Source organism: Fictibacillus norfolkensis (genome assembly GCF_014836645.1).
Classification (GTDB): Bacteria; Bacillota; Bacilli; order Bacillales; family Fictibacillaceae; genus Fictibacillus; species Fictibacillus norfolkensis.
Map to the genome: position 1 here is coordinate 457596 of NZ_JACSQM010000003.1, position 26011 is coordinate 483606.

The 26011-nt window shown below is 39.9% G+C and carries 28 protein-coding genes; 1 reads left to right on the forward strand and 27 read right to left on the reverse strand.

Annotation, left to right across the window (positions count from 1 at the left end; genetic code table 11):
* Positions 1 to 87: 87 nt before the first annotated feature.
* From dprA to smc, 18 genes are all read right to left on the reverse strand, one after another.
* Positions 88 to 954, reverse strand: coding sequence for a DNA-processing protein DprA (gene dprA, locus H9648_RS09580; RefSeq protein ID WP_191753633.1), 867 nt, complete (start codon positions 952 to 954; stop codon positions 88 to 90).
* Between the two features lie 78 nt (positions 955 to 1032).
* Positions 1033 to 1947, reverse strand: coding sequence for a succinate--CoA ligase subunit alpha (gene sucD, locus H9648_RS09585; protein WP_144700799.1), 915 nt, complete (start codon positions 1945 to 1947; stop codon positions 1033 to 1035).
* 35 nt (positions 1948 to 1982) lie between these two features.
* The gene (gene sucC, locus H9648_RS09590) at positions 1983 to 3143 is read right to left on the reverse strand and encodes an ADP-forming succinate--CoA ligase subunit beta (RefSeq protein ID WP_144700801.1); all 1161 of its coding nucleotides are present in this window, start codon (positions 3141 to 3143) and stop codon (positions 1983 to 1985) included.
* A gap of 201 nt (positions 3144 to 3344) precedes the next feature.
* The gene (locus H9648_RS09595; RefSeq protein WP_137789681.1) at positions 3345 to 3503 is read right to left on the reverse strand and encodes a small, acid-soluble spore protein, alpha/beta type; all 159 of its coding nucleotides are present in this window, start codon (positions 3501 to 3503) and stop codon (positions 3345 to 3347) included.
* A gap of 46 nt (positions 3504 to 3549) precedes the next feature.
* Positions 3550 to 3825 (reverse strand): EscU/YscU/HrcU family type III secretion system export apparatus switch protein, encoded by a 276-nt coding sequence (locus tag H9648_RS09600; RefSeq protein WP_191753634.1) that lies wholly within the window; start codon positions 3823 to 3825, stop codon positions 3550 to 3552.
* On the reverse strand, positions 3822 to 5285 hold the full coding sequence (locus H9648_RS09605) for a hypothetical protein (RefSeq protein ID WP_191753635.1): 1464 nt from the start codon (positions 5283 to 5285) through the stop codon (positions 3822 to 3824). The genes H9648_RS09600 and H9648_RS09605 overlap by 4 nt, the downstream gene beginning before the upstream one ends.
* Positions 5278 to 6063: a ribonuclease HII gene (locus tag H9648_RS09610; protein WP_191753636.1), complete on the reverse strand. Its 786-nt coding sequence runs from the start codon at positions 6061 to 6063 to the stop codon at positions 5278 to 5280. The genes H9648_RS09605 and H9648_RS09610 overlap by 8 nt, the downstream gene beginning before the upstream one ends.
* Positions 6064 to 6397: 334 nt before the next feature.
* A complete protein-coding gene (ylqF, locus tag H9648_RS09615) occupies positions 6398 to 7261 on the reverse strand; it encodes a ribosome biogenesis GTPase YlqF (protein ID WP_153238555.1) in 864 nt (287 codons plus the stop codon).
* Between the two features lie 11 nt (positions 7262 to 7272).
* Complete coding sequence (gene lepB, locus H9648_RS09620; protein ID WP_144700811.1) at positions 7273 to 7824, reverse strand: signal peptidase I; 552 nt, start codon at positions 7822 to 7824, stop codon at positions 7273 to 7275.
* Positions 7825 to 7908: 84 nt separating this feature from the next.
* Positions 7909 to 8250: a 50S ribosomal protein L19 gene (gene rplS, locus H9648_RS09625; RefSeq protein WP_066393605.1), complete on the reverse strand. Its 342-nt coding sequence runs from the start codon at positions 8248 to 8250 to the stop codon at positions 7909 to 7911.
* Between the two features lie 113 nt (positions 8251 to 8363).
* Positions 8364 to 9104 carry a tRNA (guanosine(37)-N1)-methyltransferase TrmD gene (gene trmD, locus H9648_RS09630; RefSeq protein ID WP_191753637.1) on the reverse strand — a complete coding sequence of 247 codons (741 nt, stop codon included), beginning with the start codon at positions 9102 to 9104 and terminating at the stop codon, positions 8364 to 8366.
* Entirely contained in the window at positions 9104 to 9619 is a 516-nt protein-coding gene (gene rimM, locus H9648_RS09635; protein WP_191753638.1) for a ribosome maturation factor RimM, read from the reverse strand. Before rimM ends, trmD begins: the two co-directional genes overlap by 1 nt.
* A gap of 181 nt (positions 9620 to 9800) precedes the next feature.
* Positions 9801 to 10028 carry a KH domain-containing protein gene (locus tag H9648_RS09640; RefSeq protein ID WP_191753639.1) on the reverse strand — a complete coding sequence of 76 codons (228 nt, stop codon included), beginning with the start codon at positions 10026 to 10028 and terminating at the stop codon, positions 9801 to 9803.
* 21 nt (positions 10029 to 10049) lie between these two features.
* On the reverse strand, positions 10050 to 10322 hold the full coding sequence (rpsP, locus tag H9648_RS09645) for a 30S ribosomal protein S16 (protein ID WP_066393596.1): 273 nt from the start codon (positions 10320 to 10322) through the stop codon (positions 10050 to 10052).
* 82 nt (positions 10323 to 10404) lie between these two features.
* Positions 10405 to 11751 carry a signal recognition particle protein gene (gene ffh / locus H9648_RS09650; RefSeq protein ID WP_191753640.1) on the reverse strand — a complete coding sequence of 449 codons (1347 nt, stop codon included), beginning with the start codon at positions 11749 to 11751 and terminating at the stop codon, positions 10405 to 10407.
* Between the two features lie 15 nt (positions 11752 to 11766).
* Positions 11767 to 12090, reverse strand: a complete 324-nt coding sequence (locus H9648_RS09655) for a putative DNA-binding protein (RefSeq protein WP_191753641.1) — start codon at positions 12088 to 12090, stop codon at positions 11767 to 11769.
* Between the two features lie 452 nt (positions 12091 to 12542).
* A complete protein-coding gene (gene ftsY, locus H9648_RS09660) occupies positions 12543 to 13532 on the reverse strand; it encodes a signal recognition particle-docking protein FtsY (RefSeq protein ID WP_191753642.1) in 990 nt (329 codons plus the stop codon).
* A 14-nt stretch (positions 13533 to 13546) separates the two neighbouring features.
* On the reverse strand, positions 13547 to 17113 hold the full coding sequence (smc, locus tag H9648_RS09665; RefSeq protein ID WP_191753743.1) for a chromosome segregation protein SMC: 3567 nt from the start codon (positions 17111 to 17113) through the stop codon (positions 13547 to 13549).
* A 228-nt stretch (positions 17114 to 17341) separates the two neighbouring features.
* Between smc and H9648_RS09670 the strand changes: the two genes are divergently transcribed.
* On the forward strand, positions 17342 to 17566 hold the full coding sequence (locus tag H9648_RS09670; RefSeq protein ID WP_144700821.1) for a DUF1128 domain-containing protein: 225 nt from the start codon (positions 17342 to 17344) through the stop codon (positions 17564 to 17566).
* Positions 17567 to 17615: 49 nt separating this feature from the next.
* Here the strand turns inward: H9648_RS09670 and rnc are convergent, their stop codons facing one another.
* The 9 genes from rnc to sdaAB all read right to left on the reverse strand — a co-directional run bounded on the left by rnc (position 17616) and on the right by sdaAB (position 25922).
* Complete coding sequence (rnc, locus tag H9648_RS09675) at positions 17616 to 18326, reverse strand: ribonuclease III (protein ID WP_066399950.1); 711 nt, start codon at positions 18324 to 18326, stop codon at positions 17616 to 17618.
* 184 nt (positions 18327 to 18510) lie between these two features.
* Positions 18511 to 18744 (reverse strand): acyl carrier protein, encoded by a 234-nt coding sequence (acpP, locus tag H9648_RS09680; RefSeq protein WP_066240701.1) that lies wholly within the window; start codon positions 18742 to 18744, stop codon positions 18511 to 18513.
* A gap of 141 nt (positions 18745 to 18885) precedes the next feature.
* The gene (gene fabG / locus H9648_RS09685; protein ID WP_191753643.1) at positions 18886 to 19626 is read right to left on the reverse strand and encodes a 3-oxoacyl-[acyl-carrier-protein] reductase; all 741 of its coding nucleotides are present in this window, start codon (positions 19624 to 19626) and stop codon (positions 18886 to 18888) included.
* Entirely contained in the window at positions 19619 to 20569 is a 951-nt protein-coding gene (gene fabD / locus H9648_RS09690; protein WP_191753644.1) for an ACP S-malonyltransferase, read from the reverse strand. The genes fabG and fabD overlap by 8 nt, the downstream gene beginning before the upstream one ends.
* 3 nt (positions 20570 to 20572) lie before the next feature.
* Entirely contained in the window at positions 20573 to 21571 is a 999-nt protein-coding gene (gene plsX / locus H9648_RS09695) for a phosphate acyltransferase PlsX (RefSeq protein ID WP_191753645.1), read from the reverse strand.
* A gap of 6 nt (positions 21572 to 21577) precedes the next feature.
* On the reverse strand, positions 21578 to 22150 hold the full coding sequence (gene fapR, locus H9648_RS09700) for a transcription factor FapR (RefSeq protein WP_191753646.1): 573 nt from the start codon (positions 22148 to 22150) through the stop codon (positions 21578 to 21580).
* Positions 22151 to 22320: 170 nt separating this feature from the next.
* Positions 22321 to 24357 (reverse strand): ATP-dependent DNA helicase RecG, encoded by a 2037-nt coding sequence (gene recG / locus H9648_RS09705; protein ID WP_191753647.1) that lies wholly within the window; start codon positions 24355 to 24357, stop codon positions 22321 to 22323.
* A 2-nt stretch (positions 24358 to 24359) separates the two neighbouring features.
* The gene (gene sdaAA / locus H9648_RS09710; protein WP_191753648.1) at positions 24360 to 25247 is read right to left on the reverse strand and encodes an L-serine ammonia-lyase, iron-sulfur-dependent, subunit alpha; all 888 of its coding nucleotides are present in this window, start codon (positions 25245 to 25247) and stop codon (positions 24360 to 24362) included.
* 12 nt (positions 25248 to 25259) lie between these two features.
* Complete coding sequence (gene sdaAB / locus H9648_RS09715; RefSeq protein WP_137789699.1) at positions 25260 to 25922, reverse strand: L-serine ammonia-lyase, iron-sulfur-dependent subunit beta; 663 nt, start codon at positions 25920 to 25922, stop codon at positions 25260 to 25262.
* Between the last annotated feature and the right edge of the window lie 89 nt (positions 25923 to 26011).

A 26011-nucleotide genomic window follows, 5' to 3' on the forward strand; every position in this document is an offset into this window, starting at 1 on the left:
CCCCTTTAAGGGTTTAGTGAAATCTTCCCTATTATTAAATAATGTATCTGCATTTGTCAAACTGTTTCCTCATTTAAATGAAAACGGTTAGATACTTTCATTTTGAATATCTTCTGCACTCATGACTAATTTTGCTCCATTTTGAATCAAAAAATTGGTCCCGTTCGCACACTCTTCTAGAATCGATCCTGGAATCGCAAATACGTCCCTTCCTTGTTCGAGTGCTTGATCTGCTGTAATTAACGAACCACTCTTTGTTCGTGCTTCCGCAACAAGTGTTGCACGGCTGAGACCGCTTATTATACGGTTACGAAGCGGAAAATGCCAGCGTTTTGGTGTAACCTGTGGTGCAAACTCAGATAACAAGATTCCTTGTTCACTAATTTTTTTAGCAAGTGCTCTGTTTTCTTGCGGATAGATCTGTAACAGGCCAGAACCTAGAACTGCTGCTGTTAAGGACTTGTTTTGAATACTTAACTCATGAGCGAACGTATCAATCCCTTTAGCTAATCCGCTGATCACGATCCAATTATCATCAATTAACGGAGTAAGAATTTTTTCTAACGCTTGTTTTCCCTGTTTGCTAGGATGACGAGTACCGACCACACTAATCATTTTATCCCGATTTAGGATTGTCCAATCCCCTTGTCCATAAAGAACCCATGGCGGGTCATAAATGTTCTTTAACAGCGGAGGATAATTTTTATCGAATATCGTAACTGCTGAAATAGATTGTCTCAAAAGATTCTTCATTATGTATGTACTATTATATTGTCTCATGTGTTGATAGAGGCGCTTTGCCGTTAGGTCACTGTAACCAAACGACATTTTCAACCTGCGAATGTCCATTGAAAAAACAGATTTCAGTTCAGGATCAGCTACAACTATTGATCTTAATTGATTCCAAGTGAGTCCTTCGCAATGATGAAGATAAATTAAGCGTTCTTTATCCAAACTTCATTCCTCCTCATGAAACAATTCAATGTAAATAAAAAGCTCCCGATCTGGGAGCTTTTCACGTTGTAATCGTTATTACGCTTTTGCTTTGTTTGTTACACAGCGATCGTATAGATCGTTTTCTTTCAAAGCTTCAACTAAAGTTTCACCCATAACTGAAGGCGTTGCTGCAACTTTAATTCCACAAGCTTTCATCGTTTTGATCTTTTCATCTGCTGTTCCTTTTCCACCAGAGATGATCGCACCAGCATGCCCCATACGTTTTCCTGGAGGCGCCGTTTGACCACCGATGAATCCTACTACAGGTTTCGTCATGTTCGCTTTAACCCATTCAGCAGCTTCTTCTTCAGCAGTTCCACCGATCTCACCGATCATGATTACTGCGTATGTGTCCTCATCTTCGTTAAAAGCCTTTAAAACGTCAATAAAGTCTGTTCCGTTGACTGGGTCTCCACCGATACCAACTGCAGTAGATTGCCCGATCCCACGCTCTGTAAGCTGGTGTACAGCTTCATACGTTAATGTTCCAGAACGTGACACTACGCCAACATGGCCTTTTGTATGGATATAGCCTGGCATGATACCGATCTTACATTCTTCAGGAGTAATTACTCCCGGGCAGTTCGGACCAACTAGACGAGTCTTTTTGCCTTCCATATAACGCTTTACTTTTACCATATCCATTACTGGAATACCTTCAGTAATACAGATCGCTAAATCTAACTCAGCGTCAACAGCCTCAATGATCGCTTCTGCAGCAAATGCAGGAGGAACATAGATTACAGAAGCGTTAGCTCCTGTTTCTTTAACTGCATCAACAACCGTGTTAAAAACAGGAAGACCTTCAACTTCTGTTCCACCTTTACCTGGTGTAACACCGCCAACAATTTTCGTACCATATTCAAGCATTTGTTTTGTATGAAAAAGACCAACAGAACCTGTAATACCTTGAACGATAACTTTTGTATCTTTATTAATAAAAATGCTCATGCATCAATCCATCCTTCCTACGATGTTTTCTAAAATTACTTAACTAAAGCTACGATCTTCTCTGCACCATCAGCCATAGAATCTGCAGCAGTAATGTTTAGGCCAGATTCTTTAAGAATCTTTTTACCAAGATCAACGTTAGTACCTTCTAAACGCACAACAAGAGGTAACTCAAGACCAACTTGTTTTGTTGCTTCAACAACGCCGTTCGCGATGATATCACATTTCATAATTCCGCCGAAAATGTTAACAAAGATTCCTTTAACATTTTTGTCAGAAAGAATAATCTTGAATGCTTCTGTTACCTTCTCAGTAGTTGCGCCGCCCCCAACGTCAAGGAAGTTAGCCGGGTCGCCGCCGTAATGTTTAATGATATCCATCGTTGCCATAGCAAGTCCAGCACCATTAACCATGCAGCCAATATTTCCATCTAGGGAAATGTAGCTAAGATCGTATTTAGATGCTTCGATTTCTTTTGCATCTTCTTCTTCAAGATCTCTGTATTCTAAGATGTCTTTGTGACGGTATAAAGCATTAGAATCAAAGTTCATCTTTGCATCAAGTGCCATAACATTTCCGTCACCTGTTACAACTAATGGATTGATTTCTGCGATTGAACAGTCTTTTTCAACGAAAGCCGTATATAGACCAATCATGAATTTCACTGCTTTTCCTACTAATTCAGTAGGGATGTTGATGTTATAAGCAAGTCTTCTTGCTTGGAATGCTTGAAGGCCGATCGCTGGATCGATTACTTCTTTGAAGATTTTTTCAGGTGTCTTTTCAGCCACTTCTTCAATTTCAGTTCCGCCTTCTTCAGATCCCATCATAACAACACTTGATGTTGCACGATCTAGTACAAGACCGATATAGTATTCTTTCTTAATATCACAGCCCTCTTCGATAAGTAAGCGCTTAACTTCTTTACCTTCTGGACCTGTTTGATGAGTCACAAGAACTTTTCCTAAGATTTCATTTGCGTATGTACGCACTTCATCGATATTTTTAGCGACTTTAACGCCACCTGCTTTACCGCGGCCACCTGCGTGGATCTGTGCTTTAACTACAGATACAGTGCTCCCCAGCTCATTAGCAGCTTCTACTGCTTCTTCAACGGTAAATGCTACTTTCCCGTTTGGAACAGCCACACCATATTTTCTAAGTATCTCTTTACCTTGGTATTCGTGGATATTCATTTACTCTCCATCCTCCTATCATGGTGAAAACTTAAAGTACCGTTATCATTGTATAAGACCTAGTCTATTATGTCTACTATTCTTCAGAAAATTGCAAGCGCATACACCTTTTTAGCCAAAATAAAAAACCAAAATCACTGTTAAATGACTTTGGTTTTATCACTTTTTCGTCCCCTTTAGGAACGAAAACACCTTCTTTTTTCATTTGTTTTTTTCGTTTTTCTGTTTCTTGATGATTTTAGGTGTTATCGCTTCAGATTCAGCAGCTGAACGGTACATTCCAAACTCTTCAGCCATCTCTTCTTTAAATTGATTCACAAGTTGTTCGGATTGCTGCACGACTAATTTATTCTTAGGCATTAAAACACACTCCTTTAAAGATAGGAATGCCCCGTTTCAATGACATTTATGTAGATTTCCCTGCTTCTTTATCCAAATTATAAATAAAAGCAAACAGTTCAGCGACCACTTCATACAATTCTTCAGGTATACTTTCTTCGATCTCTAACTTAGATAATAAATGGACTAAGGAAGAATCTTCCTGAATCGGTATGTTATGATCTTCTGCAGATCTTAGTATCCGCTCTGCTGTTTCACCTTTTCCCTTTGCAATAACTACCGGCGAGGTAGATTCGAGCGGACTATACTTTAACGCCACAGCTTCTTTTTTATGTTCACTCATACTCTAAGATCCAATCCTTTATATGAAATAGAAGTCTCGGTATTTTTTATCTTTTCGTTTTGAGAACTGAATACAACGGATGATAGCGTATAATTCATGTTCTTCATACTAATCTTTAATCTGTTTAATAACGGTTCTGAAAATTTTTCGATAGCGGGATGCGAATTATAAACTTTTAATGAAACGATTCTGTTTTGAATATGCACATCTACAGCTACATCATTTAGATGCTTCATCTCTAACCAAAAAAGCATCCTGCAATGATCTGGATCGATTCCTTTTTCACCTTGCTTTTTGCTTTCCCAACGAACGGTCATCTCTTTCGGATTTTCCGATCCATTGAACGGAATATGAAGGATAAATTGCTGCATGTTCTCGTTGCTTTGAATATTCTGTAACTGTTGACCAGTAAGTTTATTCAATGCTAGTTCTGTTTTTGTCTGTATGATCTCAGGCAACTCAATACGGTCAGCGTTCTGTTGCAGGTGCAGTAGTTGTGACTTTAACGTTTCCGTTTGTTTTAGTTGTACCGGGTCTAACAAAATGTTTTTCTCATGCAATAGACCAGATTTAATCAACCACTTTTTTGCGGCTGTAATAAATTCTTCTGATGCGTTCAGATTTGTTTCTTTAGAAACCTTCATCACATCGTCTCTTAATTGTGTAGGGAGATTTTCTTGCACATCAAATATACCTGTCTGAACCTTTATTGGATCTGGAAGTTTTCCATTCAATGGCATAACGATGTCTGCTGTATTTTTTTTATCCATACTTCTCACTCTGTCTTGAATTGGAGCCTGTTGCTTACTTGCCTCGCTACCTTTAAATACAAAGAGGTCTTTTAATAGCTCTACGGTTTTCGAAACAGCTTTATCTTTATGAATATAGGGCTTGAGAGCCTCATAGAGCTGTTTGAACTCACCACTTGATCCTTCACTGCTTTTTAGACTGAAAGCAACTGCTTGAACGATCTCTTGCTTAGGAGGCAGTTGAAGCTCCATCATACGCTGAACAACTGCTTTTTTTTCATGTAGTGGTAGCGCGTTTGTGAATTTTAAAATCTCGGAGACGGCTTTTATGTTTTCTTTTAATAGAGGTAACTTTTCTATGATCGCAAAATCAACTGCTTTTTTGTTTATATCGGATGTTGGAAGGCTCCATCTCGATAAGATCTGTTCTGAAGTAGACTTAATTGGATCTATGTCCATCTTTTTTAAATAGATCGCACCGTTTTTCTCAGAAACTTCGAATAGATAGTTTTCTCCTTTGATTAAAGGCGCTTCTAATTTCGCATAAAGCGTCGAACCGTTATATTGAACCTTCGCTGTTTGATCGGGGAAGATTTCTAAAATCTTTGCAGATATAAACTGATTGAGCTTTAAAAGTAAAGGTTCATACATTGATTTAGCCGGAATTAATGGTTTACCATTAATTAGATTGAATTGTAACAGGTTAATCACTTCCTGTAATTTTAATAAGTTCTCCTACTGGACTAAATGATCTACGATGAATGTCTGCCGGTCCAAACTGCTGAAGTGCAAGTAAATGTTCCTTCGTTCCATAACCCATATTGGAATTCAATCCATATTGAGGATATTTTTCATGAAGGCTCTGCATATATCGATCTCTTGTAACCTTTGCAACGATTGAAGCAGCCGCGATAGAAATACTTTTCTCATCACCTTTTATTATTTTTAATTGGTCGATCGCTAAAGGAACTTCCATAGCATCAATTAAAAGCTGATCTGGATTAACATGTAAAGAGCAGACTGCTTCAGTCATTGCCAACTTAGACGCTTGGTAAATGTTGATTGCATCGATCTGATCTGGCTGCACTAAATGGACACTGTAAGAAATCGCATCCTTTAAAATAATCTCATATAGAGCATCTCTTTTTTTCTCAGACAATTTTTTAGAATCATTTACCCCTGGCAGCATATATCCTAGAGGCAAGATCACTGCAGCTGCCACCACAGGACCAGCTAAAGGTCCGCGACCGACTTCATCTACACCCGCGATCAAAGTCTTCCCTTGTGCTTGGCATTGCTCTTCGTAAGTATGCATCAGCTTCAATCTCGTTACTTCAGCTTCTTCTCGCTCTATGCGTTTTGAGAAAGATTGAAAAAGTTTTTTTGCACCTTGTCTTTCATCTTCAGAGAGGATTTTCAGTAAATGGATCAACTCATTATCTTCACTGGATTTTAATTTTTGTTCCCATTCTTTTATCGACAGTTTCATATTCATCACGCTCTTTATGTATGTATTATCGGTTTTATATACGTTCTTTTTAGAAGGTGTTTCATAATAGATCGTTACTTTTGCTTTTTCTTTATGGGCATCATGGACAAGTTGATTGGAGTGTAAGGTGCGAGACTCCTGGGGGATCAGCGGGACAGGTGAGACACCTAAGGGCGCAAAGCGGCGAGGTGGCTCACCGCACGCCCCCCGGAAAGCGAGCAACCTGAAACGGAGATCAACCACTTCCAAAGAGCAACTTTGTCTTCAGAAAGACTTTTAGAAAGCCCGTAAATTTTAAAAACAGGCACTTTCGTAAGCGCCTGTTCAGTTACCTCTATTTAATTTCAAAGTCATTTGGGCGCTCATATGACAAGCGTCCAAGCTTTTCTGCTCGAAGGTCTCGTAACACAATCTCAGCAGTCTTTTCAAGATCCACTTCTCCGCCACTCATCATACATCCCCGTTTCTTTCCGATCTCTTCGAAAAGAGGCAGTGAGTCATCTGGAATCTCAGAAAGCTTGTATCGTTCAACTAGACGCTCTTCGTAGTGTTCTTTTAAATATTTGATCGCATATAAGACTACTTCAGTAAAATCAAAGAGAGTTTCTTTAATCGCTCCTGTAACTGCTAATTTTAAACCGATTGATTGGTCTTCAAATTTTGGCCACAGAATTCCTGGAGTATCTAATAATTCTAATGTCTTACCCGCCTTGATCCATTGCTGTTTCTTTGTTACACCAGGCTTGTCACCTGTTACAGCAATGTTCTTACCCGCCATACGGTTGATGATCGTGGACTTACCAACGTTAGGTATGCCGACAATAAGTGCTCTAACCGCACGTGGTTTGACGATTCCCTTTGCTCTCATCTTATCGAACTTCTCTTTTACTAGCTCATGAGCAAGCGGTTCTATTTTTTTAATCCCTTTACCATCTTGCGAGTTAATAGCAAGAGAGGGAATTCCTTTTTCTGAAAAATAACTTTCCCACATCGATGTTACTTTTGGATCAGCTAGATCTGCTTTGTTCAAAAGTACAATACGAGGTTTCTGACCTAGAATCTCATCGATCATGGGATTTCTAGAAGCTAGAGGAATTCTAGCATCCACTAACTCAAATACGACATCAATCATTTTGAGTTTTTCAGTTATCTCCCGGCGCGCTTTGGCCATATGTCCAGGAAACCATTGAATGGTCATGTTATCTCACCCTACTTTACAAATCCAATATCCTTTAACGGCCAGAAACGGAAAGATGCTTTTCCTAAAATCGTATCATCATCCACAGTTCCAATATTTCGGCTGTCTTGAGAATTTCTTCGGTTGTCACCTAATACAAATAGCTGACCTTGAGGAACCTTTTGCTTACCCGTTACTTCAAGTAACTTAAAATCATAAGTGAAGTTTCCATCTTTTGTTTTCTTTTTATACGCTTCTAAATATTCTTCTTTTACTTGCTTACCATTTACATAAAGGGTGTCATCTTTATATTCGACCGTATCTCCAGGTAAACCGATTACTCTTTTTATGTAATCCTTTTCTTCGGTTGCATGGAAGACTACAATATCGAATCTTTTTGGATCGCCAATCACATAGGAAAACTTGTTAACGATCAGACGATCTCCGTTGTGCAGGGTTGGCATCATTGATTGTCCATCGACCACGACGGGTGCGAAAAGAAAAAATCGGATGATCCCTGCTAATAATAAGGCTGCCGCTAATGCTTTAATCCATTCCCACGTTTCGTTTTTTGTACGTGCCATTCTTAATCCTCACCATCTCTAGAAATTCCTTACTTATAATATGGAAAAAGGAGCTTGAATAAGTCAAGCTCCTTTCGAGAATTATTAGCGAATTTCTTTAATACGAGCTGCTTTACCGCGAAGTGCACGTAGGTAGTATAGCTTCGCACGACGAACTTTACCACGACGAACTACTTCAAGGTTCGCGATCTTCGGTGAATGTAATGGGAACGCACGCTCCACACCAACACCATAAGAAATTTTACGAACAGTAAACGTTTCAGAAATTCCTGATCCACGCTTCTTGATAACTACACCTTCGAAAAGCTGGATACGCTCACGAGTACCCTCGATAACTTTCACGTGAACACGAACAGTGTCACCTGAACGGAATTTTGGTAAATCTTTTAATTGATCTTTCGCTAGATCTGCAATAAGCTGTTGCATAGTTTATTGCCTCCCTTCCCATGGATGTTCTTGCTAAATGATAAAGCAGCGGAACACCGGATTAAACGGGCATAAGCCACAAACAATATAATACCATATAACTCAAACAGTGTTCAAGTTGTTTTATGATCTTTTATCTCATTAAGCCAAATTTCTTCTTCTTTTGTTAATTTGATTTTTTCTAGCAAGTCAGGTCGACGTTCATACGTTCTTCTTAAAGACTCTTTTTTGCGCCAAGTTTCGATATTCTTATGGTTTCCTGACATAAGCACATCAGGCACTTTCATACCGCGAAAATCAGCAGGTCTCGTATACTGCGGATGCTCTAACAAACCTGTGCTGAATGAATCCTCTTGGTGAGATGCTTCTTTTCCAAGAACATTAGGAAGCAGTCTCCCAACAGCGTCTATGACGACCATAGCACCAAGTTCGCCACCCGTTAGCACATAGTCACCTATTGAAATCTCATCTGTCACAAGGTGCTTTCTAACACGTTCATCATAACCTTCATAATGACCGCATAAGAAAATAAGATGTTCTTCTTCGGCCAACTCTTCTGCTTTTCCTTGAGTAAATGTTTCTCCTTGAGGACATAGAAGGATGATTCTAGGTTTTACAGTTACTTCTTTCGTTAAATGTTCTACCGCGTCAAACAGAGGCTGCGGAGTGAGGACCATGCCGGCTCCTCCTCCGTATGGGTAATCATCAACATTCCGATGTTTGTTGGTTGAGAACTCACGAAAATCGATCACTCGAAGTTCAAGTGCATCTTTCTCCTGGGCCTTTTTTAAGATCGAATGACCAAAAACGCCAGAAAACATTTCCGGAAAAAGGCTTAAGACATCTATTTTCATTAGAATAATCCTTCTAATGGCTCAATAACAATCTTTGATTCTTTCACATCCACTGATTTCACAACGGAAGGAATGTAAGGGATAAGAATATCTGAACCGAATCCTTTTCTCTTCACTACCCAAACATCGTTTGCTCCAGGAGACAATATTTCTTTAATTTTTCCTAGTTCTTCACCTTCAACAGTGAAAACCGAGCAGCCGATAATATCATGGTAGAAAAACTCTCCTTCATCTAATGAAACAGACTGATCCTTAGGCACTCTAAGAAGATTTCCTTTAAAACGTTCAACATCATTGATGTTATGGAGGTTTTCAAATGTTAAAAGGTCAAATTGCTTATGTTTTCTATGCGTTTCAATCTTTACAGGTATATGATCTGATCCCATATCTACATATAAAATGTTTCCGACCTTATAGCGTTCCTCAGGGAAGTCAGTTCTAGAGATCACTCTGACTTCTCCTCTAATTCCGTGTGTATTTACAATCTTACCTACGTTCAGCCATTCATATTCCATATTGATAAACTACCTCCGTACAAATTAATCAATTACTTATAATCTAAATTTTAGCATAAAACTCAGTATGTATACTTTTAAAAATGGATTCTTATTTAAAAGGTGCTTAAGAGTTATTTTATAATTTTCATTAAAAAGCCTTCGAATAAAAGAAAAAAGGAAGAGGTTTCCCTCATCCTTTTTAGACGATTTCAATTGAAATCCTTTTATTCTGATTCGTACCCGCTGCATTCACAACCGTTCGAATCGCTTTAGCCACTCTTCCTTGTTTACCGATAACTTTTCCCATATCCGTCTGGTTAACAGTTAGTTGATAAACAAGTCGGTGTCCTTCTTCAACCTCTTTGACGCTAACTTCATCTGGGTGATCAACTAGAGCTTTCACAATTGATTCGATCAACTCTGTCATATCTGTTCCCCTTCGTCAAAATTATTTTTGGTTTTTCGCGTTATGGAATTTCTCCATAAGACCAGCTTTTGAGAATAGGTTACGAACAGTGTCAGATGGTTTCGCACCGTTAGTCATCCACTCAAGAGCTTTTTCTTCGTTGATCTTAACTTCAGCTGGGTTAGCAACTGGGTTATAAGTTCCGATCTCTTCGATGAAACGTCCATCACGAGGAGAACGAGAATCTGCTACTACTACACGATAAAAAGGAGCTTTCTTAGCACCCATACGCTTTAAACGAATTTTTACTGCCATTATAACTTGCACCTCCGAAAATAGTTCACACAAAATAATATAATAGTATAAATTGACAGGTTTGTAAACCTGAAAATTCAGTTTACATAAAAGGGAATTTAAATCCACCTTTTTTCTTTTTGCCATTCATCATTCCAGACATTTGTTTCATCATTTTCTTCATGTCCTCGAATTGTTTGATGAGGCGATTTACTTCTTGTACCGTTCTTCCGCTTCCTTTAGCGATGCGGCGCTTACGGCTGGCATTGATAATCTCAGGCTGTTCTCTTTCATGAAGAGTCATCGAACGGATGATGGCCTCAACGTGACCGATCTGTTTTTCATCGATCTGAACGTTTTTCAGTCCTTTCATCTTGTTCGCACCTGGTAGCATGCCAAGGACTTCATCAAGCGGTCCAAGATTTCTCACTTGTCCCATTTGATCAAGAAAATCATCGAACGTGAACGACATATCACGCATCTTCTTCTGAAGATCTCGCGCTTTCTCTTCATCTACTGAGGTTTGTGCCTTTTCGATAAGAGTAAGCATGTCACCCATTCCTAAAATTCTTGAAGCCATACGATCGGGATGGAAAGGCTCTAAAGCATCCATCTTTTCACCAAGACCTACAAATTTAATAGGAAGGCCTGTAACAGCTTTAATTGAAAGTGCCGCACCACCACGTGAATCCCCATCAAGTTTGGTTAAGACAACACCAGTGATTCCTAACGCTTCGTTAAAGCTCTCGGCAACATTCACAGCATCTTGACCAGTCATTGCATCTACAACTAAGAAGATTTCATCAGGTTTTGAAATTTCTTTAACCTGCTTCAACTCATCCATAAGCGTTTCATCAATGTGTAAACGCCCCGCTGTATCAATAATGACATAATCGTGATGATCTTCTTTTGCTTTTGCGATGGCTGACTCAGCAATTTTGACAGGACTTACTTGATCACCCATCTGAAACACAGGAAGATCTAATTGTTTTCCTACTGTTTCTAATTGCTTGATCGCAGCAGGACGGTAGATGTCAGCTGCAGCCAGTAACGGTTTACGATTTTGCTTTTTCCGTAAATGATTTGCAAGCTTTCCTGTTGTTGTTGTTTTACCAGCACCTTGCAGACCAACCATCATAATTACGGTTGGCGGTCGGTTGGAAACGGCAATCTTGCTTTGTTCCCCACCCATGAGGGTTGTCAGTTCATCGTTAACAACTTTTACTACTTGCTGTCCTGGTGTCAGACTCTTTAATACTTCCTGACCAACAGCACGTTCAGATACTTTTTTCACAAAATCTTTAACTACTTTAAAGTTAACGTCCGCCTCAAGAAGCGCAAGGCGTACTTCCCTCATCATTTCCTTTACATCCGCTTCATTTACTTTCCCTTTTCCACGAATTTTTTGTAAAGTGTTCTGAAGACGGTCGGCTAAACCTTCAAATGCCATCTCACTGAACGCCTCCTATTCCATATTTTCAAGGCGATCGATAATTGCAATTACGTTATCAGGTTCAGAATTCAGAAGCTCTCTTAAAGATGACAGCAACTGGTCACGTTCCTGAAACTTTGCAAAAAGCCCTAACTTTTCTTCATATTCTTCCAGCATCGCCTCTGTCCGTTTAATATTATCATAAACGGCCTGGCGGCTGATATTATATTGTTCAGCAATTTCACCGAGAGAATAATCGTCCAAATAGTACAAACCCATATAATTCTTCTGTTTAGGGGTCAATAATGCTTGGTAAAAATCAAATAGATAATTAATTCTCATTGTTTTATCTAGCATTTTTCCACAACCCTTGTTAAGTGAAATGCCTTTACGTGATTACTATACAACCCATGGTTTTAGATGTCAAGTTTTTTTCTTAACACAGTTGTTATTAAAAGGGTGCTTGGAAATAAGAGGTTCATATCGTTCTGAGAGTGCGTTCTAACAGATATGGTTAATCAGTCACTCAGCGAGTCCCCTGTGTCCGTTGGAGACAATGAAAAGTAATACCTCTGAGGGTATTTTCAATCGTATTATTAAGGATTAATCCACATAAAAAGAGGCTCGATTCCAAAAATTTTGGTTATTTATCCTCGAGTTTTTGACTCGAATCCAAAAATTTTGATCATCTATCCGCGAGTTTACAACCTTCGACAATTTCCGATACCTTTATACCTCCTCATAATACAAAAAAACCATCTAGCTCCTAAGTAAAGAGAGCTAAATGGCTTTTATAAAAGAAAACAGATTTACTCTGCGCCTTCTTCTTCTGTTCCTGCAAATAAACCATATACAAACTGATCAGCATCAAACTCTTGCAGATCATCTATTTTCTCACCGAGCCCTACAAACTTGACTGGGATATCTAGTTCGTGACGGATTGCTAAAACGATCCCGCCTTTTGCCGTTCCATCAAGTTTAGTTAAAACTAAGCCGGTTACATCTGTTGATTGACCGAATGTTTTTGCCTGATTCATTGCATTCTGACCTGTTGTAGCATCAACAACAAGCAAAACTTCATGAGGAGCACCTGGAATCTCACGTTCGATGACGCGTTTCACTTTTGAAAGCTCGTTCATCAAATTCACTTTATTTTGAAGTCTTCCAGCAGTATCACAAAGCAGTACATCAGCTTTCCGAGACTTAGCAGCTTGGATGCTGTCGTAAATAACAGCTGCAGGGTCAGCTCCTTCATGATGCTTGATCACATCAACGCCAGCTCGCTCTCCCCACACTTCAAGCTGATCGATCGCACCTGCACGGAAAGTATCTCCGGCAGCTAAGATTACTTTCTTACCTTCATTTTTTAACTGATGAGCCAGTTTTCCAATCGTTGTTGTTTTTCCAACTCCGTTCACACCAACGAACAGAATAACAGTCATTCCATCTGTCTGTATGTTCAGCTTATTATCGCTTTCTTCTTTTTGAAGCATCTCAGCTAATTTTTCAGTGATCGCTGATCGAAGATCCATTGGATTTTGAATGTTCTTTGTACGTGCAACATCTTTCAGTTGATCAATAATATCAAGAACGGTATGAACCCCAACATCCGCTCCGATCAAGATCTCTTCTAACTCTTCAAAGAATTCTTCATCTACTTTTCTAAATCGCTTTAGAAGATCGTTGACTTTAAATGAAAAAGAGTTCCTCGTCTTCTCAAGTCCACTTTTAAATTTTTCCGAAGATTCCTCAGATTGCTGTGTTGAGAATTTTTCTTTTAATCGTTTCAAAAAACTCACTATCGATTTCCTCCCTATGATGTTACAAGTTCTTTAGTTTCTTCAAGCCTCACGGAAACAAGCTTCGAGACACCAGATTCCTGCATGGTGACTCCATATAGCACATCCGCTTCTTCCATCGTCCCTTTACGATGCGTTACAACGATAAATTGAGTCTCTTTGCTGAACGCTCGTAAAAATTTAGCAAATCGATTTACGTTCGCGTCATCTAGTGCTGCTTCAACTTCGTCTAAAATACAGAATGGAACAGGTCTAACCTTCAGGATTGCAAATAATAAGGCAATAGCAGTTAAGGCTCGTTCTCCACCAGATAACAAGCCTAGTTGCTGCAGCTTCTTGCCAGGTGGCTGCGCCATGATATCTACACCGGTTAAAAGCATGTCATCAGGCTGCGTTAAAACAAGATCAGCTCGACCACCAGCAAACAACTCTTTAAAAATAACACCGAAGTGTGAGCGAATAGAAGTAAAAGTCTCTTCAAACCGGTTCTTCATCTCTTCGTCCATTTCAGAAATGACGCCATAAAGAGTATCTTTTGCTTCTGTTAGGTCGTTTCTTTGATCTGTAAGAAAATCAAAGCGCTGGCTCACTCTGTCGTACTCTTCGATCGCCCCGATGTTTACAGCTCCGAGCTCTTCGATCGCCATTTTGATCAGCTTTACTTTTCGTTTTGCGTCTTGAAGCGGTATCTCTAATCGGTGTTTCAACTTCGCACCTTCGTAAGAAAGTTCATATTCTTCTCTAAGGTGTGTAAGCCTTGATTCTAGTTCAACATCGAGGCGATTAATACTAACCTCTTCTGTTCTAAGGCCATCGTAAAGTTGTTTATATTGCCTTTTTGCCTCTTTTAATGCCATCTCCATACTTTCGATCGATCGGAAAGAATCTGTTCTTTCTTTTCTTCGTTCTGCAATTAATTTCAATGCATTATTCTTTTCATGTCTTCTCTGGTGTATCTGCTCATCAAGAGAATCCTCACCAGAAGAGCTTGAGTTCATCTCTTCTTCAAGAAGCCAATAATCTTCTTCGGTTTCTTTGCCCTTAGCTTCCACTTCGTAAAAATCTTCTTGAATTCTTAAGCATTTTTCTCGCTGGTTGGCGACCTGCTGTTCAAGTTCGGCAGACTTGATCTTCAAAAGTGTTACTGCCTCTCTAAGTTCTTCTTTTGAACTCTGATTGTTCTTCTTTTTCTCAGTAAGGTCAGCAATCGTTTTTTCAAGCTCTTTACCAGATTTCATAGCAAGATCGAGTTTTTTCTGTAGAGCTGAAAGACGTGTATCTGCAGCCGATCTTTCAGATTCATAGGAATTCTTTTCGCGATCATACAGCTGTAGTCTATCGTTTAAACTCTTCTCTTCCATTTCAACTTCTCGCAAAGAAGATCTCAGCTCTTGTTCTTGATCTCTTAAAAGCTCTCCTTCCGATTGTAGAGAGTCTAGTCTTTCTTTCTTCTTCGTTAGTTTTGATCGTAATTCACTAACTTTTTCCTCTAATTGACGTGTTTGCTTCTCCATTGTTGCCACTTTGTCTGCAAGAGAATCAATCTCTCTTTGTCTACTCAATAGAGAGTTGCTTTTTTGTTTCAGACTTCCTCCAGACATCGAACCTCCCGGAGACACGACATCTCCTTCAAGAGTAACGATTCGGTAACGATAGTTCACTTGCTTTGCAATCTTGTTCGCACCTGTTATATCTTTGGCGATAATAATATTTCCTAAAAGATTGCCTATTATGTTTTGATACTTAGAGTCAAACATAACAAGATTTGCAGCAATACCAACAAAAGCATCGATTGAGCTTGCATGGTGAGCATCTGCACTAGAGATCTGACGCGGCTTAATTACATTCAATGGTAGAAAGGTTGCTCTTCCTGCTCTTGTCTGTTTTAAAAATTGAATAGCTTTCATAGCGTTCTGTTCATGATCTACAACAATATGCTGCATAGAAGCGCCTAGAGCCGTTTCAATTGCCGTTTCCACTTCAGACGGTACTGATAAAAGTTCCGCTACCGCTCCTTCAATACCAGTGAGCTTTGTTTCTTTCGCTTTCAAAACCTCTTTAACGCCCTGCATGAAACCTGCGTATTCGTCTTGCATCGATTCTAGCATCTCTTTTTTAGATTTGAACTGTTGAATAAACTGATACGCTTGATACAATTTATCTTGAAGTGTTCTCGTTTCCTGATCCTCGATCGAGATCTCTGATTTTAAAGCTTGATATTCTTCTTGCTTTGTTTTCAATTGCGTTTCAGCTGCTTGATAGGCAGCTTCAGCGTTCTTTCTTGTTTCTCTTAATGCCTCTCTTTGTTCCAGGTATTTTGTATTCTCTTCATCTAAACGAGTACTTTTGGAGCTCTGCTGTCTAGCCTGATCCTCTAAGTAACGCATCTCGTTCTTAATCGTTGTTTGTTCGTTCAAGCGCTCGAAATAATCACTTTTTAATTTCTCTAGCTCTGCTTCAACGTCCATCTCGAGAACAGACAATCGTCCTTCCTCGTCTTTCACTTGCTTTTTTATGCTTTTTAATTGCTTTTCTTTATCTCGTAATGAATCTTTTTCAAAACTAAGCTGTTTTCCCAACTCTTCTTTTTTTGCCTTGTAGAGCTGAATTTGTTCTAAAAGCGACGTTTTATTTTGATCGTAATTCTTTTTACGTTCTTTTAAGACTTCTTTCTTACCTTCTAGTTTTTCCAGTGTTTCACTAGCTAGAAGAAGAGCACTTTGCAGTTCATCGATCGATTCATCCATCGCTTGTATATCAAGTCTTGCTCTTTCGATCTTTGTCTCACCTTGTTTTACTTTTAACGATAGGACCGATTCTTGTTTCTGCAGCTCTGCAACAAGTTCTTTTTGCTTTTCCCATCGAACGTGCAAGTCTTCGATCTCTTGTACGAGAACAGCTGTTTCAACGACCTCGAGCTCTTCTTTTTTCTCAAGGTAGTCTCTTGCGATAGAAGCTTGTATTTTAAGAGGCTCGACTTGACCTTCTAATTCATGAAGAATATCTTCAACACGATTCAGGTTTTCTTGCGTCTCAGTGAGCTTAGCCTCTGCTTTTTGCTTTCGAGTCTTGTACTTTAATACACCGGCAGCTTCTTCAAAAATCTTTCTTCGCTCATCCGATTTGCTGCTTAATATTTCTTCTACCCGGCCTTGTCCAATGATAGAGAAAGCTTCTCGTCCAAGTCCAGAATCCATAAACAGCTCTACAATATCTTTTAAACGACACTGTTGTTTATTGATTAAGTATTCACTGTCTCCTGAACGATACACTCTTCGTGTGATCGATATTTCATTATAATCAAGCGGCAGATGCTGATCTTCGTTATCTAAAGTAAGTGTAACCTCTGCAACATTTAATGGTTTTCGATTATCACTGCCTGCGAAGATGATATCTTCCATCTTAGAGCCACGCAAAGACTTCGCTGACTGTTCGCCCAGCACCCAGCGTACAGCATCTGAGATGTTGCTTTTACCGCTTCCATTCGGGCCAACAACAGCTGTGACCCCTTGTACAAATTCTACTTGTATCCGCTCTGCAAATGATTTAAATCCTGCTACATCAATTCGTTTGAGGAACATCATTAAATCCCCCTTTATTTCTCACATTATGCTTTCCCGTTTTTATAATTTCGGGCGCACTATTTAAATTACGTATGTATTGTATTCTTTAACCTTTATATTTTATCATAGATTCACTCATACATAGTCACAAAGATTACAGTGTGCTAAAATGAAATGTGTTTGAACTTAAAATATGCATGCAAGTAAAATCTCACATGAAAATATGTGGATAAAAAGGAGCCCACCATGGACTTAACGACTCAGAATCATGAGAACTTATCATTTATGATCGAAGGATTAAAAAAGAAACTGCAACTAGTTAACAGCGGACTCATTCAACCAGAGGACTATGAACTCTCAAAGTACGAAGACATTAAAGAACTTTATGATATGGTCATGAAGATGCCATCATTCAGCATTCGGGACATGGAAGGCATCGTTGAAGAACTTGCTTCCCTTAAAACAAAGTAACAGAAACCCCCTCACACGGCTTATCGCCTAATGTTAAGGGGGTTTTTGTTTAGCTCTTTTTAGAAACTCTCTCTATCGCTTCTTGTGCCGCATGCTGTTCAGCTTCTTTTTTGGATCTGCCATACCCGATTCCGAAACTCGCTTCATTCAATCTTACCTCAGACACAAACTCTCGATTGTGCGCTGGTCCTTTTTCTTGAATGATACGATAGTCGATATGACCTAACCCTTCACGCTGAACGTATTCTTGTAACTGACTTTTAAAATCCATCACATGAGAAAAAGCACCTTCGTTTATTCGTGGTACCACATACTGATTTAAAAACTCTTTAACTTTTTCGAGTCCTTGATCGAGATATAGCGCTCCAATAAATGCTTCAAAAACATCTGCTAAAAGGGCTGGTCTTGATCTTCCTCCAGTATTCTCTTCACCTTTTCCCAATAAAACAAACTCACCAAAATGAAGGTCGTTTGCAAAGAGAACTAACGACGGTTCACATACGATCGCTGCTCTAAGTTTCGTAAGCTCACCTTCACTCATATTTGCAAATTTGCTGTATAAATATTGAGATATGGTCAATTCAAGAACGGCATCACCTAGAAATTCCAGTCTTTCATTATCCTCAAACGTTCTTCCTCGATGCTCATTCACATATGATGAATGCGTAAATGCTTGAGCTAACAATTTTTCATTTTCAAACTTAATGTTTAAACGCTCTTGTATCGGGGCTACTTTTTGAATGCGTACCTTGTCATCCATGCCCTTTTTGGAAGCAGATTTAAACCGATTTTTCACCGTTTTCTTTTGAGTTGAATGTTGTTTTGAACCTTTCATAAACTTCCTCCAAAAATCTCGTAAAAGGGCTATTTTGCTATTGATTTTTTTTCCTGTTTAAAAGGGAAGAAAGCCCCGCTGTTTGCACGGGACTTTATCCGTCTTACACTTATTGTTTGCTGTTTATGTAATTTACAACGTCACCAACAGTTGCAATTTTCTCAGCATCTTCATCAGAAATTTCTAGTTCGAACTCATCTTCAAGTTCCATTACTAGTTCAACTACATCTAGAGAGTCAGCACCAAGATCTTCTTTAAAGGAAGCTTCAGGCTTAACCTCAGATGCATCAACACCTAAACGGTCCACAACAATCTTTGAAACTCTATCTAAAACATCTGCCATTTTGTGTGTCACCTCCTTTCAATAGTATATTCTTTTTCCCATTAAAAAACTAGAGGGATTTATCGTCATTAAAGGTACTTTTCTTATGATCGCAGTATTTCAGTGGGTGCAAGAAGACATCATTATAAAGTCTTATTTTTACTACATCACCATTCCGCCGTCGACATGGAGTGTTTGGCCCGTGATATATGAACTTGCATCACTCGCTAAGAATGCTGCCGCTGATGCGATATCATCAGGCTGCCCAAAACGAGCGAGCGGAATGCTTCTAAGCATTTCTGACTTAATTCCTTCTTCTAGTTTACCAGTCATATCTGTTTCGATAAAACCTGGTGCAATGGCATTAACCGTGATTCCTCTAGAAGAAAGTTCTTTAGCAGCAGTTTTCGTTAAGCCGATCACACCGGCTTTTGCTGCTACATAGTTTGCTTGTCCTGCGTTTCCAGATACACCAACAATAGATGCAATATTAATAATGCGGCCTTTTCTTTGTTTCATCATCTGTCTTGTTACAGCTTTTGTAGTAAGGAAGACTCCTTTAAGATTCGTGTTGATAACCGCATCCCAGTCTTCTTCTTTCATTCTCATCAAAAGATTATCTCTCGTGATTCCTGCGTTATTTACGAGAACGTCCAGACTTCCAAACTCTTCAACAACTGTTTTCACCATGTTCGTAACGTCTTCTGACGAGGAGATATCCGCTTTAATCGCGAAAGCAGTCCCCCCGTTTTCTTTTATCTCATTTACGACTTCATTAGCCTTAGCTTCACTACCAGAATAATTTACCGCTACTTTAGCGCCGTTTCTTGCAAAATACAAAGCGATCGCTCGTCCAATTCCACGAGATGCCCCTGTTACTAAAACTGATTTTTCATTAAGCATCGACAGACTCTCCTTTTAGTTTCTCAACTGCCATGTTAATCGTCTCTAAATCACTTACAGCTATTACGTTAGCTCTTCGATTCACCTTTTTAACTAACCCTGAGAGAACTTTTCCTGGCCCGATCTCAACAAACGTATCAACACCTAGATCCATTAACTCACGAACCGTTTCTTCCCAACGAACTGGCGAGTACAGTTGTTCGATCAACTTTTCTTTAATCTCATCACGATCGGTAATAGCTTTCGCCGTTACGTTAGCAATTACAGGTGTTTTTGCTTCATTTATCACAATTTGATCTAATATTTCGTTGAATTTATCTGCAGCTGGTTTCATCAGAGAAGAATGGAACGGTCCGCTTACCTGAAGTGGAATCACTTTGGCTCCTTCTTCTTTGGCAAGGACACTAGCTTTCTCAACTCCACCAACGGTCCCAGAAATAACGATCTGCCCTGGGCAATTAAGATTAGCGATCTGAACGCTCTCTTCACCGCTAGAAGCTTCTGTAGTTATTGCTTCTAATCGTTCTTGATCGAACCCAATAACAGCTGCCATCGTTCCTACTCCTGCAGGAACAGCTTCTTCCATAAGCAACCCTCTATTTCTAACCGCATAAACCGCGTCTTCAAAAGATAGGCTGCCCGCTGCTACAAGTGCAGAGTATTCGCCAAGGCTATGACCTGCTACGTAATCCGCTTGAATACCACGCTCTTTTAATAGTTCAAGAACCGCTGTTGAGGCCGTTAATAATGCCGGCTGTGTGTTTTCTGTTCTTTTAAGAACATCTTCCGGTCCTTCAAAGATAATATCTGACAGTTTCATACCAAGTTTTTCATCCGCTTTGTCAAAAACAGCTTTTGCTGATGCTTCCTGTGTTACCAGCTCTTTGCCCATTCCTACTGCTTGAGAGCCTTGTCCAGGAAAAAGAAAGGCGATTTTCCCCATCTCTTACTCCTCCTTGTTATCTTGGGATCGTACATGATTCTGAATCGTTGGTACCACATTCTTCTCTATCATGCTTTTGGTTTGTCTGATTGCATTCAACATCGCATTCGCATTTGAAGAACCATGCGCTTTAATAACAGGTGCTGCTAGTCCGAACAAACCAGCCCCACCATACTCTGTATAGTCAAGTTTATCTTTTATGCCTCTTAATTTTGGCTTTAATACCCCAGCTGCTAGTTTTGAAGTTAAACTTGATGTTAACTGTTCTTTAATCATCGAAAACATACTCATAGCCGTTCCTTCGATCGATTTAAGAACCAAGTTTCCAGCAAATCCATCACATACAACAACGTCGGCTGCTCCCGTTAAGAGATCTCTCGCTTCAACATTCCCAACAAAATTAATATCAGCTTCCTGTAAAAGTGGAAAGGCAGCTTTCGTTAGAGCATTTCCTTTTTCACTTTCTGTTCCAACGTTTAGTAATCCTACACGCGGCTTTTCGACACCTCGCACTTCTTTCCAATACACAGAACCCATCACTGCATATTGTAAGAGATGTTCTGGCTTCGCATCCATATTGGCACCTACATCCAAGAACAAGAATCCATCACCGTTTAAAGTCGGAAGTGTCGGAGCAAGCGCTGGACGATCAATGCCTTTTATACGGCCAACATAAAACAAACCACTAGCCATCAATGCTCCTGTGTTACCAGCAGATATATATGCATCAGCTTTTCCTGATTTCACTTCATTTGCTGCTACTACCATCGAAGCATTCTTTTTTCGACGAACTGCTCGAACCGGCTCCTCTGATGTTTCGATCACTTCATCGGTATGGATGATCGTAAACGCGTGCTTTTCAGGTAGATGTTTTACGATTTGATCTTGATCTCCAACTAACGTAATCGAAAGCTCTGGATATTGTTCTTTCGCTAACATTGCACCTTTAACGATTTCTTCTGGTGCATTGTCGCCACCCATTGCATCTATTGCGATATTCATGCTGATTTAACTTCCTTCCTTTGTATCTTGTGCAGATCTATACATGGTAAACTCACCTTTGAAAACAGGTTCATTCTCTACATAACTATTAACTTCTACAATAGTTCTCTCTTGACTTGTCTCTTTTACTTTCGCTTTTGCAACCACTCTCTCTCCTACTCTAACAGGTCGAGAAAACCGAATGTTCGCTTTGGCGGTTAATGCCAATTCATCATTTATGATCGCTACTGCCAACGAGTTCGCCTGAGCAAAAACGTGATGGCCCCTTGCAATCTTATTACGAGAAAATACATGTTCTTCTTTTATGTCTAATATAGAAATAGCGGATTCATCTAACTGTAAGTCAATGATTTCTCCGATGACCTCTTCAAGCGGCAGTGCTTTTACATCATCCAGTTTAGTTTCTGCCACAGACTTTATTCTTTCTCTAAGCTCTGGAATGGAAAGTTCCAAGCGGTCAAGTCTAATCGTCTGAACGCTGACACTAAACTTTTCTGCCAATTCTTCATCTGTTATAAAAGGGGTTGACTTAATCGTTTCCTTTAACAGCTCTTGTCTCTCTTTTTTTGATTTTTTCATAGTTTTTTCCTTCTTCCATACAAAGGTCTCATATATGAGAAAGATAGTGAGTAAAGGTGCAGTGCGTAGAAAAGCAGGTAACGCCATTACAGCGTACCTGCTATTTATCTTTCTGCTATTAAGAGCTGGTACTAATAGTAGTATATAGTATCAACACTCTTCTTTCAAGATTAATCTAGTCTTTCTTTGTCGAGCACACCTTGCCTTGTTAAAACTTCTCGAATCGATCGGTACGTCTCATCTTGCCAGAACTCTTCCGATTGAACGAGTCTAGCTGCATCGTTTCTAGCTGTTTCTAGGATCCGATAATCATGGACGAGGTCTGCTACCTTAAAGTTTGGAACACCGCTTTGCTTGTTTCCAAAAAAATCACCTGGACCACGAAGCTCGAGATCTTTTTCAGATAGCTCGAATCCATTAGTTGTCTCTGTCATAATCCTCATCCGCTCTTGACCTTCTTCAGACTTCGGATCTGCGATGAGTACACAATAGGATTGTTCGCTGCCTCGCCCGACTCGTCCTCTTAACTGATGTAGTTGAGAGAGCCCAAATCTTTCTGCATCGTATATGACCATGATAGTAGCGTTCGGAACATTTACCCCTACCTCTACAACCGTCGTAGACACGAGGATCTGACAAACATTCGCTGCAAACTTTCTCATCACTTCATCTTTTTCAGTCGAATGCAGTCTTCCATGCATGAGACCTACTTGATACGTTTGGAAGTAAGCACTTAGCTGCGCATGAACGTCAATCGCATTCTGAACATCTATTTTTTCTGATTCTTCGATTAACGGACAGATCACATAAGCTTGTCTTCCAGATTCAATTTCTTTTTTTATAAAATCAAGTACACGATCTAACATCCCGTGTTTCGCCCAATGCGTGATGATAGGCTTTCTTCCCGCTGGCATCACATCAATCGTTGAAACATCCATGTCACCAAACGCCGATATCGCAAGAGTTCGAGGAATAGGAGTTGCCGTCATAAAGAGAACATCCGGACTCTCACCTTTTTCCCTTAATACTCTTCTTTGGTTAACACCAAACCGATGCTGTTCGTCTGTAATCACTAGACCAAGGCTATTAAAATTTACTTCCTCTTGAATAAGGGCGTGTGTACCAACCATGATCTGGATTTCGCCTTGTTGTAAAAGATTCAACGTTTCTCTCCGCATTTTCCCTTTAACAGAAGAAGTTAAAAGAGCTACTGTAATTCCAAACGGAGCAAAAAGCTCTTTTAACGATTGAAAATGCTGTTCAGCAAGAATTTCTGTTGGTACCATAAGCGCACCCTGTCTATTAGCTGTAACTGCTGCATATAACGCTACAGCTGCCACTACTGTTTTACCAGAGCCAACATCACCTTGAAGCAGCCTGTTCATACGGCTCGTATCTGAGAGATCTCTTAATATCTCATCTACCACCCTCTGCTGCGCTTCGGTTAGCTGAAACGGTAAAGAACGAATGAACGTGTTTACTTGATCTCGATCAAACTTTAACGCTGCTCCTTTAGATTGCTGTCTGTTCCATTTTCTGAAGATCTGCATCTTTAATTGAAAATACAACAATTCTTCATACGCTAGCCTTCTTCTTCCCGCTTTTAACGCTTTAAAATCTTCAGGAAAATGCATCATCTTAAGAGCTGATTCTCGATCCGGAAGTCGATAAGATTCACGGATCTCTTGAGGAAGTGGATCCTCGATCTCACCAGAGAACTGACGAAATGCCGAATCTATTATCTTACGCATCGTTTTTCCATATAGAGAGCCTTTGACCGAATAGACTGGTTCAATCTTATGATCATCACTGAATGTTCCAAAATGAACATCGCTGACAGTTAAGGTCATTTTATTACGGTCCCATTTACCTGTTACCGTAAGTGTTTGTCCTAGAGCAATCTGATTCTTTAAGAAAGGTCGATTGAAGATTGTCGCAGTGATCAAATATTTACCGATCAACATCCTAAATGTTAAACGTGATTTTTTCTTCGGAAAATAACGCAGAGAAGGTTCAGAGTGAACCTTCCCTTCAATCGTTGCTTTTTCATCATGCGCAATCTCCGCAAGATCTTTCTTTTGATAATCTTCATACCGGTAGGGTAGATATTCTAACAGATCTTCAACTGAATGAATGCCCATACTAGCAAGCTCCTCAGCCTTCTTCTCTCCAATACCGTTTACCGTTGTTATGGATTGATTCAGCATCGTTACTTCTCGTTCAGTGGGATGCCGAATATTTTTGCTTCAAGCTCTCTTCCTGTTGGTGTAGCTGCTAAGCCTCCAAGAGCTGTTTCACGGAGTGCAGATGGCATCGAGAGACCTATCTTGTACATCGCATCGATCACTTCGTCACATGGAATACGGCTTACGATCCCAGCAAGTGCCATATCAGCCGCAACGATGGCATTGCTTGCACCCATCGCGTTTCGTTTCACACAAGGAACTTCTACTAATCCCGCGACAGGATCACAAACGAGTCCTAACATGTTCTTTAGTGCAATCGCCATCGCTTCCGCAGATTGAGAAGGTGACCCGCCTGCAAGTTCGACGATTGCTGCTGCCGCCATTCCCGTAGCAGAGCCTACCTCAGCTTGGCAACCACCAGCAGCTCCAGAAATAGAAGCGTTGTTTGCTACAACAAAACCAAACGCACCTGCAGCAAATAAATACTCGATCATCTGTTCCCGGGTAGGATTTAATTTTTCTTTTAACGCAAACAGAGTACCAGGAACGACTCCTGCAGAACCTGCGGTAGGTGTTGCACAAATCGTACCCATTGCCGCGTTCACTTCATTCGTAGCCATGGCTTTGCTTACTGCATCAAGCATAAGTTCGCCTGATAGAGATTTACCAGATTGAATATACGTTTGAAGAAGCTTTCCATCCCCTCCAGTTAGACCAGAATGTGATTTCACATCTTCTGTAATTCCGCGCATGACGGCTTCTTCCATCACTCTTAAATTTCGATCCATGAATCCTAGAACTTCTTCTCTAGAACGCCCAGTAACATCCATCTCTTGCTGTATCATAATCTCTGAGATCTTACAATTTTTCGACTCAGCTAATTCTATTAATTCTGCTACATTACGAAACATACTTCTCACCTCTTAATCGTGTATCTTTACTACTTGTTGAACAATCGGGAGAGAATTTAGTTCGTTTATGATGATCTCATCTGCATTCTGATCGATCTCAATAACCATCAATGCTTCTTTCCCTTTTTCTTTTCTTGATACTTCCATATGACCAATATTGATCTCGTGCTTAGCTAATATGTTTGCCACCCCTGCTATCGCTCCATATTTATCATTATGAACGATCAAAAGAGCTGGGTGATTTCCGGATAGACGCAGTTCAAACCCATTAAGTTCGGTAATCTCTATTTTTCCGCCACCGATTGATATTCCGACAACTTCGATTCTGTCTGTCTCATCTCCAATGATGACGCGTGCTGTGTTAGGGTGGTCGGTTATAGCATCCTCAGCTGTCATCTTAACCTTGATCCCTTCTTGCTTCGCGATTGTAAGCGCATCCACAATTCGAGTATCAAACGTGTCATAATCTAGGATTCCGCCAACGATCGCAACATCCGTCCCGTGACCTCGATAAGTTTTTGCAAAAGAGCCATAGAACGATATGGTTGCGTATTTAGGTTTCCTGCCGAAAAGACTTCTCGCTACTCGACCGATGCGTGCCGCGCCGGCTGTATGTGAACTAGAAGGTCCTATCATAATGGGACCGATAATATCAAATACACTTTTATATTTCATGACGTTCTCCTTCAAGTTGCGTTTTTTCCCAAAAAAATAAGTATTCCCTCTTAACTTTATCACACTTTAAGTTTAAGAGAGAATACTTT

Excerpts from the sequence above, each read along its gene's own strand:
- sucD (WP_144700799.1), bottom strand. The coding sequence starts at position 1,947 with ATGAGCATTTTTATTAATAAAGATACAAAAGTTATCGTTCAAGGTATT.
- sucC (WP_144700801.1), bottom strand. The coding sequence starts at position 3,143 with ATGAATATCCACGAATACCAAGGTAAAGAGATACTTAGAAAATATGGT.
- H9648_RS09595 (WP_137789681.1), bottom strand. The coding sequence starts at position 3,503 with ATGCCTAAGAATAAATTAGTCGTGCAGCAATCCGAACAACTTGTGAAT.
- H9648_RS09600 (WP_191753634.1), bottom strand. The coding sequence starts at position 3,825 with ATGAGTGAACATAAAAAAGAAGCTGTGGCGTTAAAGTATAGTCCGCTC.
- H9648_RS09610 (WP_191753636.1), bottom strand. The coding sequence starts at position 6,063 with ATGAAACTGTCGATAAAAGAATGGGAACAAAAATTAAAATCCAGTGAA.
- ylqF (WP_153238555.1), bottom strand. The coding sequence starts at position 7,261 with ATGACCATTCAATGGTTTCCTGGACATATGGCCAAAGCGCGCCGGGAG.
- lepB (WP_144700811.1), bottom strand. The coding sequence starts at position 7,824 with ATGGCACGTACAAAAAACGAAACGTGGGAATGGATTAAAGCATTAGCG.
- rplS (WP_066393605.1), bottom strand. The coding sequence starts at position 8,250 with ATGCAACAGCTTATTGCAGATCTAGCGAAAGATCAATTAAAAGATTTA.
- trmD (WP_191753637.1), bottom strand. The coding sequence starts at position 9,104 with ATGAAAATAGATGTCTTAAGCCTTTTTCCGGAAATGTTTTCTGGCGTT.
- rimM (WP_191753638.1), bottom strand. The coding sequence starts at position 9,619 with ATGGAATATGAATGGCTGAACGTAGGTAAGATTGTAAATACACACGGA.
- H9648_RS09640 (WP_191753639.1), bottom strand. The coding sequence starts at position 10,028 with ATGACAGAGTTGATCGAATCAATTGTGAAAGCTCTAGTTGATCACCCA.
- rpsP (WP_066393596.1), bottom strand. The coding sequence starts at position 10,322 with ATGGCAGTAAAAATTCGTTTAAAGCGTATGGGTGCTAAGAAAGCTCCT.
- ffh (WP_191753640.1), bottom strand. The coding sequence starts at position 11,751 with ATGGCATTTGAAGGTTTAGCCGACCGTCTTCAGAACACTTTACAAAAA.
- H9648_RS09655 (WP_191753641.1), bottom strand. The coding sequence starts at position 12,090 with ATGCTAGATAAAACAATGAGAATTAATTATCTATTTGATTTTTACCAA.
- smc (WP_191753743.1), bottom strand. The coding sequence starts at position 17,113 with ATGTTCCTCAAACGAATTGATGTAGCAGGATTTAAATCATTTGCAGAG.
- H9648_RS09670 (WP_144700821.1), top strand. The coding sequence starts at position 17,342 with ATGGACTTAACGACTCAGAATCATGAGAACTTATCATTTATGATCGAA.
- rnc (WP_066399950.1), bottom strand. The coding sequence starts at position 18,326 with ATGGATGACAAGGTACGCATTCAAAAAGTAGCCCCGATACAAGAGCGT.
- acpP (WP_066240701.1), bottom strand. The coding sequence starts at position 18,744 with ATGGCAGATGTTTTAGATAGAGTTTCAAAGATTGTTGTGGACCGTTTA.
- fabG (WP_191753643.1), bottom strand. The coding sequence starts at position 19,626 with ATGCTTAATGAAAAATCAGTTTTAGTAACAGGGGCATCTCGTGGAATT.
- fabD (WP_191753644.1), bottom strand. The coding sequence starts at position 20,569 with ATGGGGAAAATCGCCTTTCTTTTTCCTGGACAAGGCTCTCAAGCAGTA.
- plsX (WP_191753645.1), bottom strand. The coding sequence starts at position 21,571 with ATGAATATCGCAATAGATGCAATGGGTGGCGACAATGCACCAGAAGAA.
- fapR (WP_191753646.1), bottom strand. The coding sequence starts at position 22,150 with ATGAAAAAATCAAAAAAAGAGAGACAAGAGCTGTTAAAGGAAACGATT.
- recG (WP_191753647.1), bottom strand. The coding sequence starts at position 24,357 with ATGCTGAATCAATCCATAACAACGGTAAACGGTATTGGAGAGAAGAAG.
- sdaAA (WP_191753648.1), bottom strand. The coding sequence starts at position 25,247 with ATGTTTCGTAATGTAGCAGAATTAATAGAATTAGCTGAGTCGAAAAAT.
- sdaAB (WP_137789699.1), bottom strand. The coding sequence starts at position 25,922 with ATGAAATATAAAAGTGTATTTGATATTATCGGTCCCATTATGATAGGA.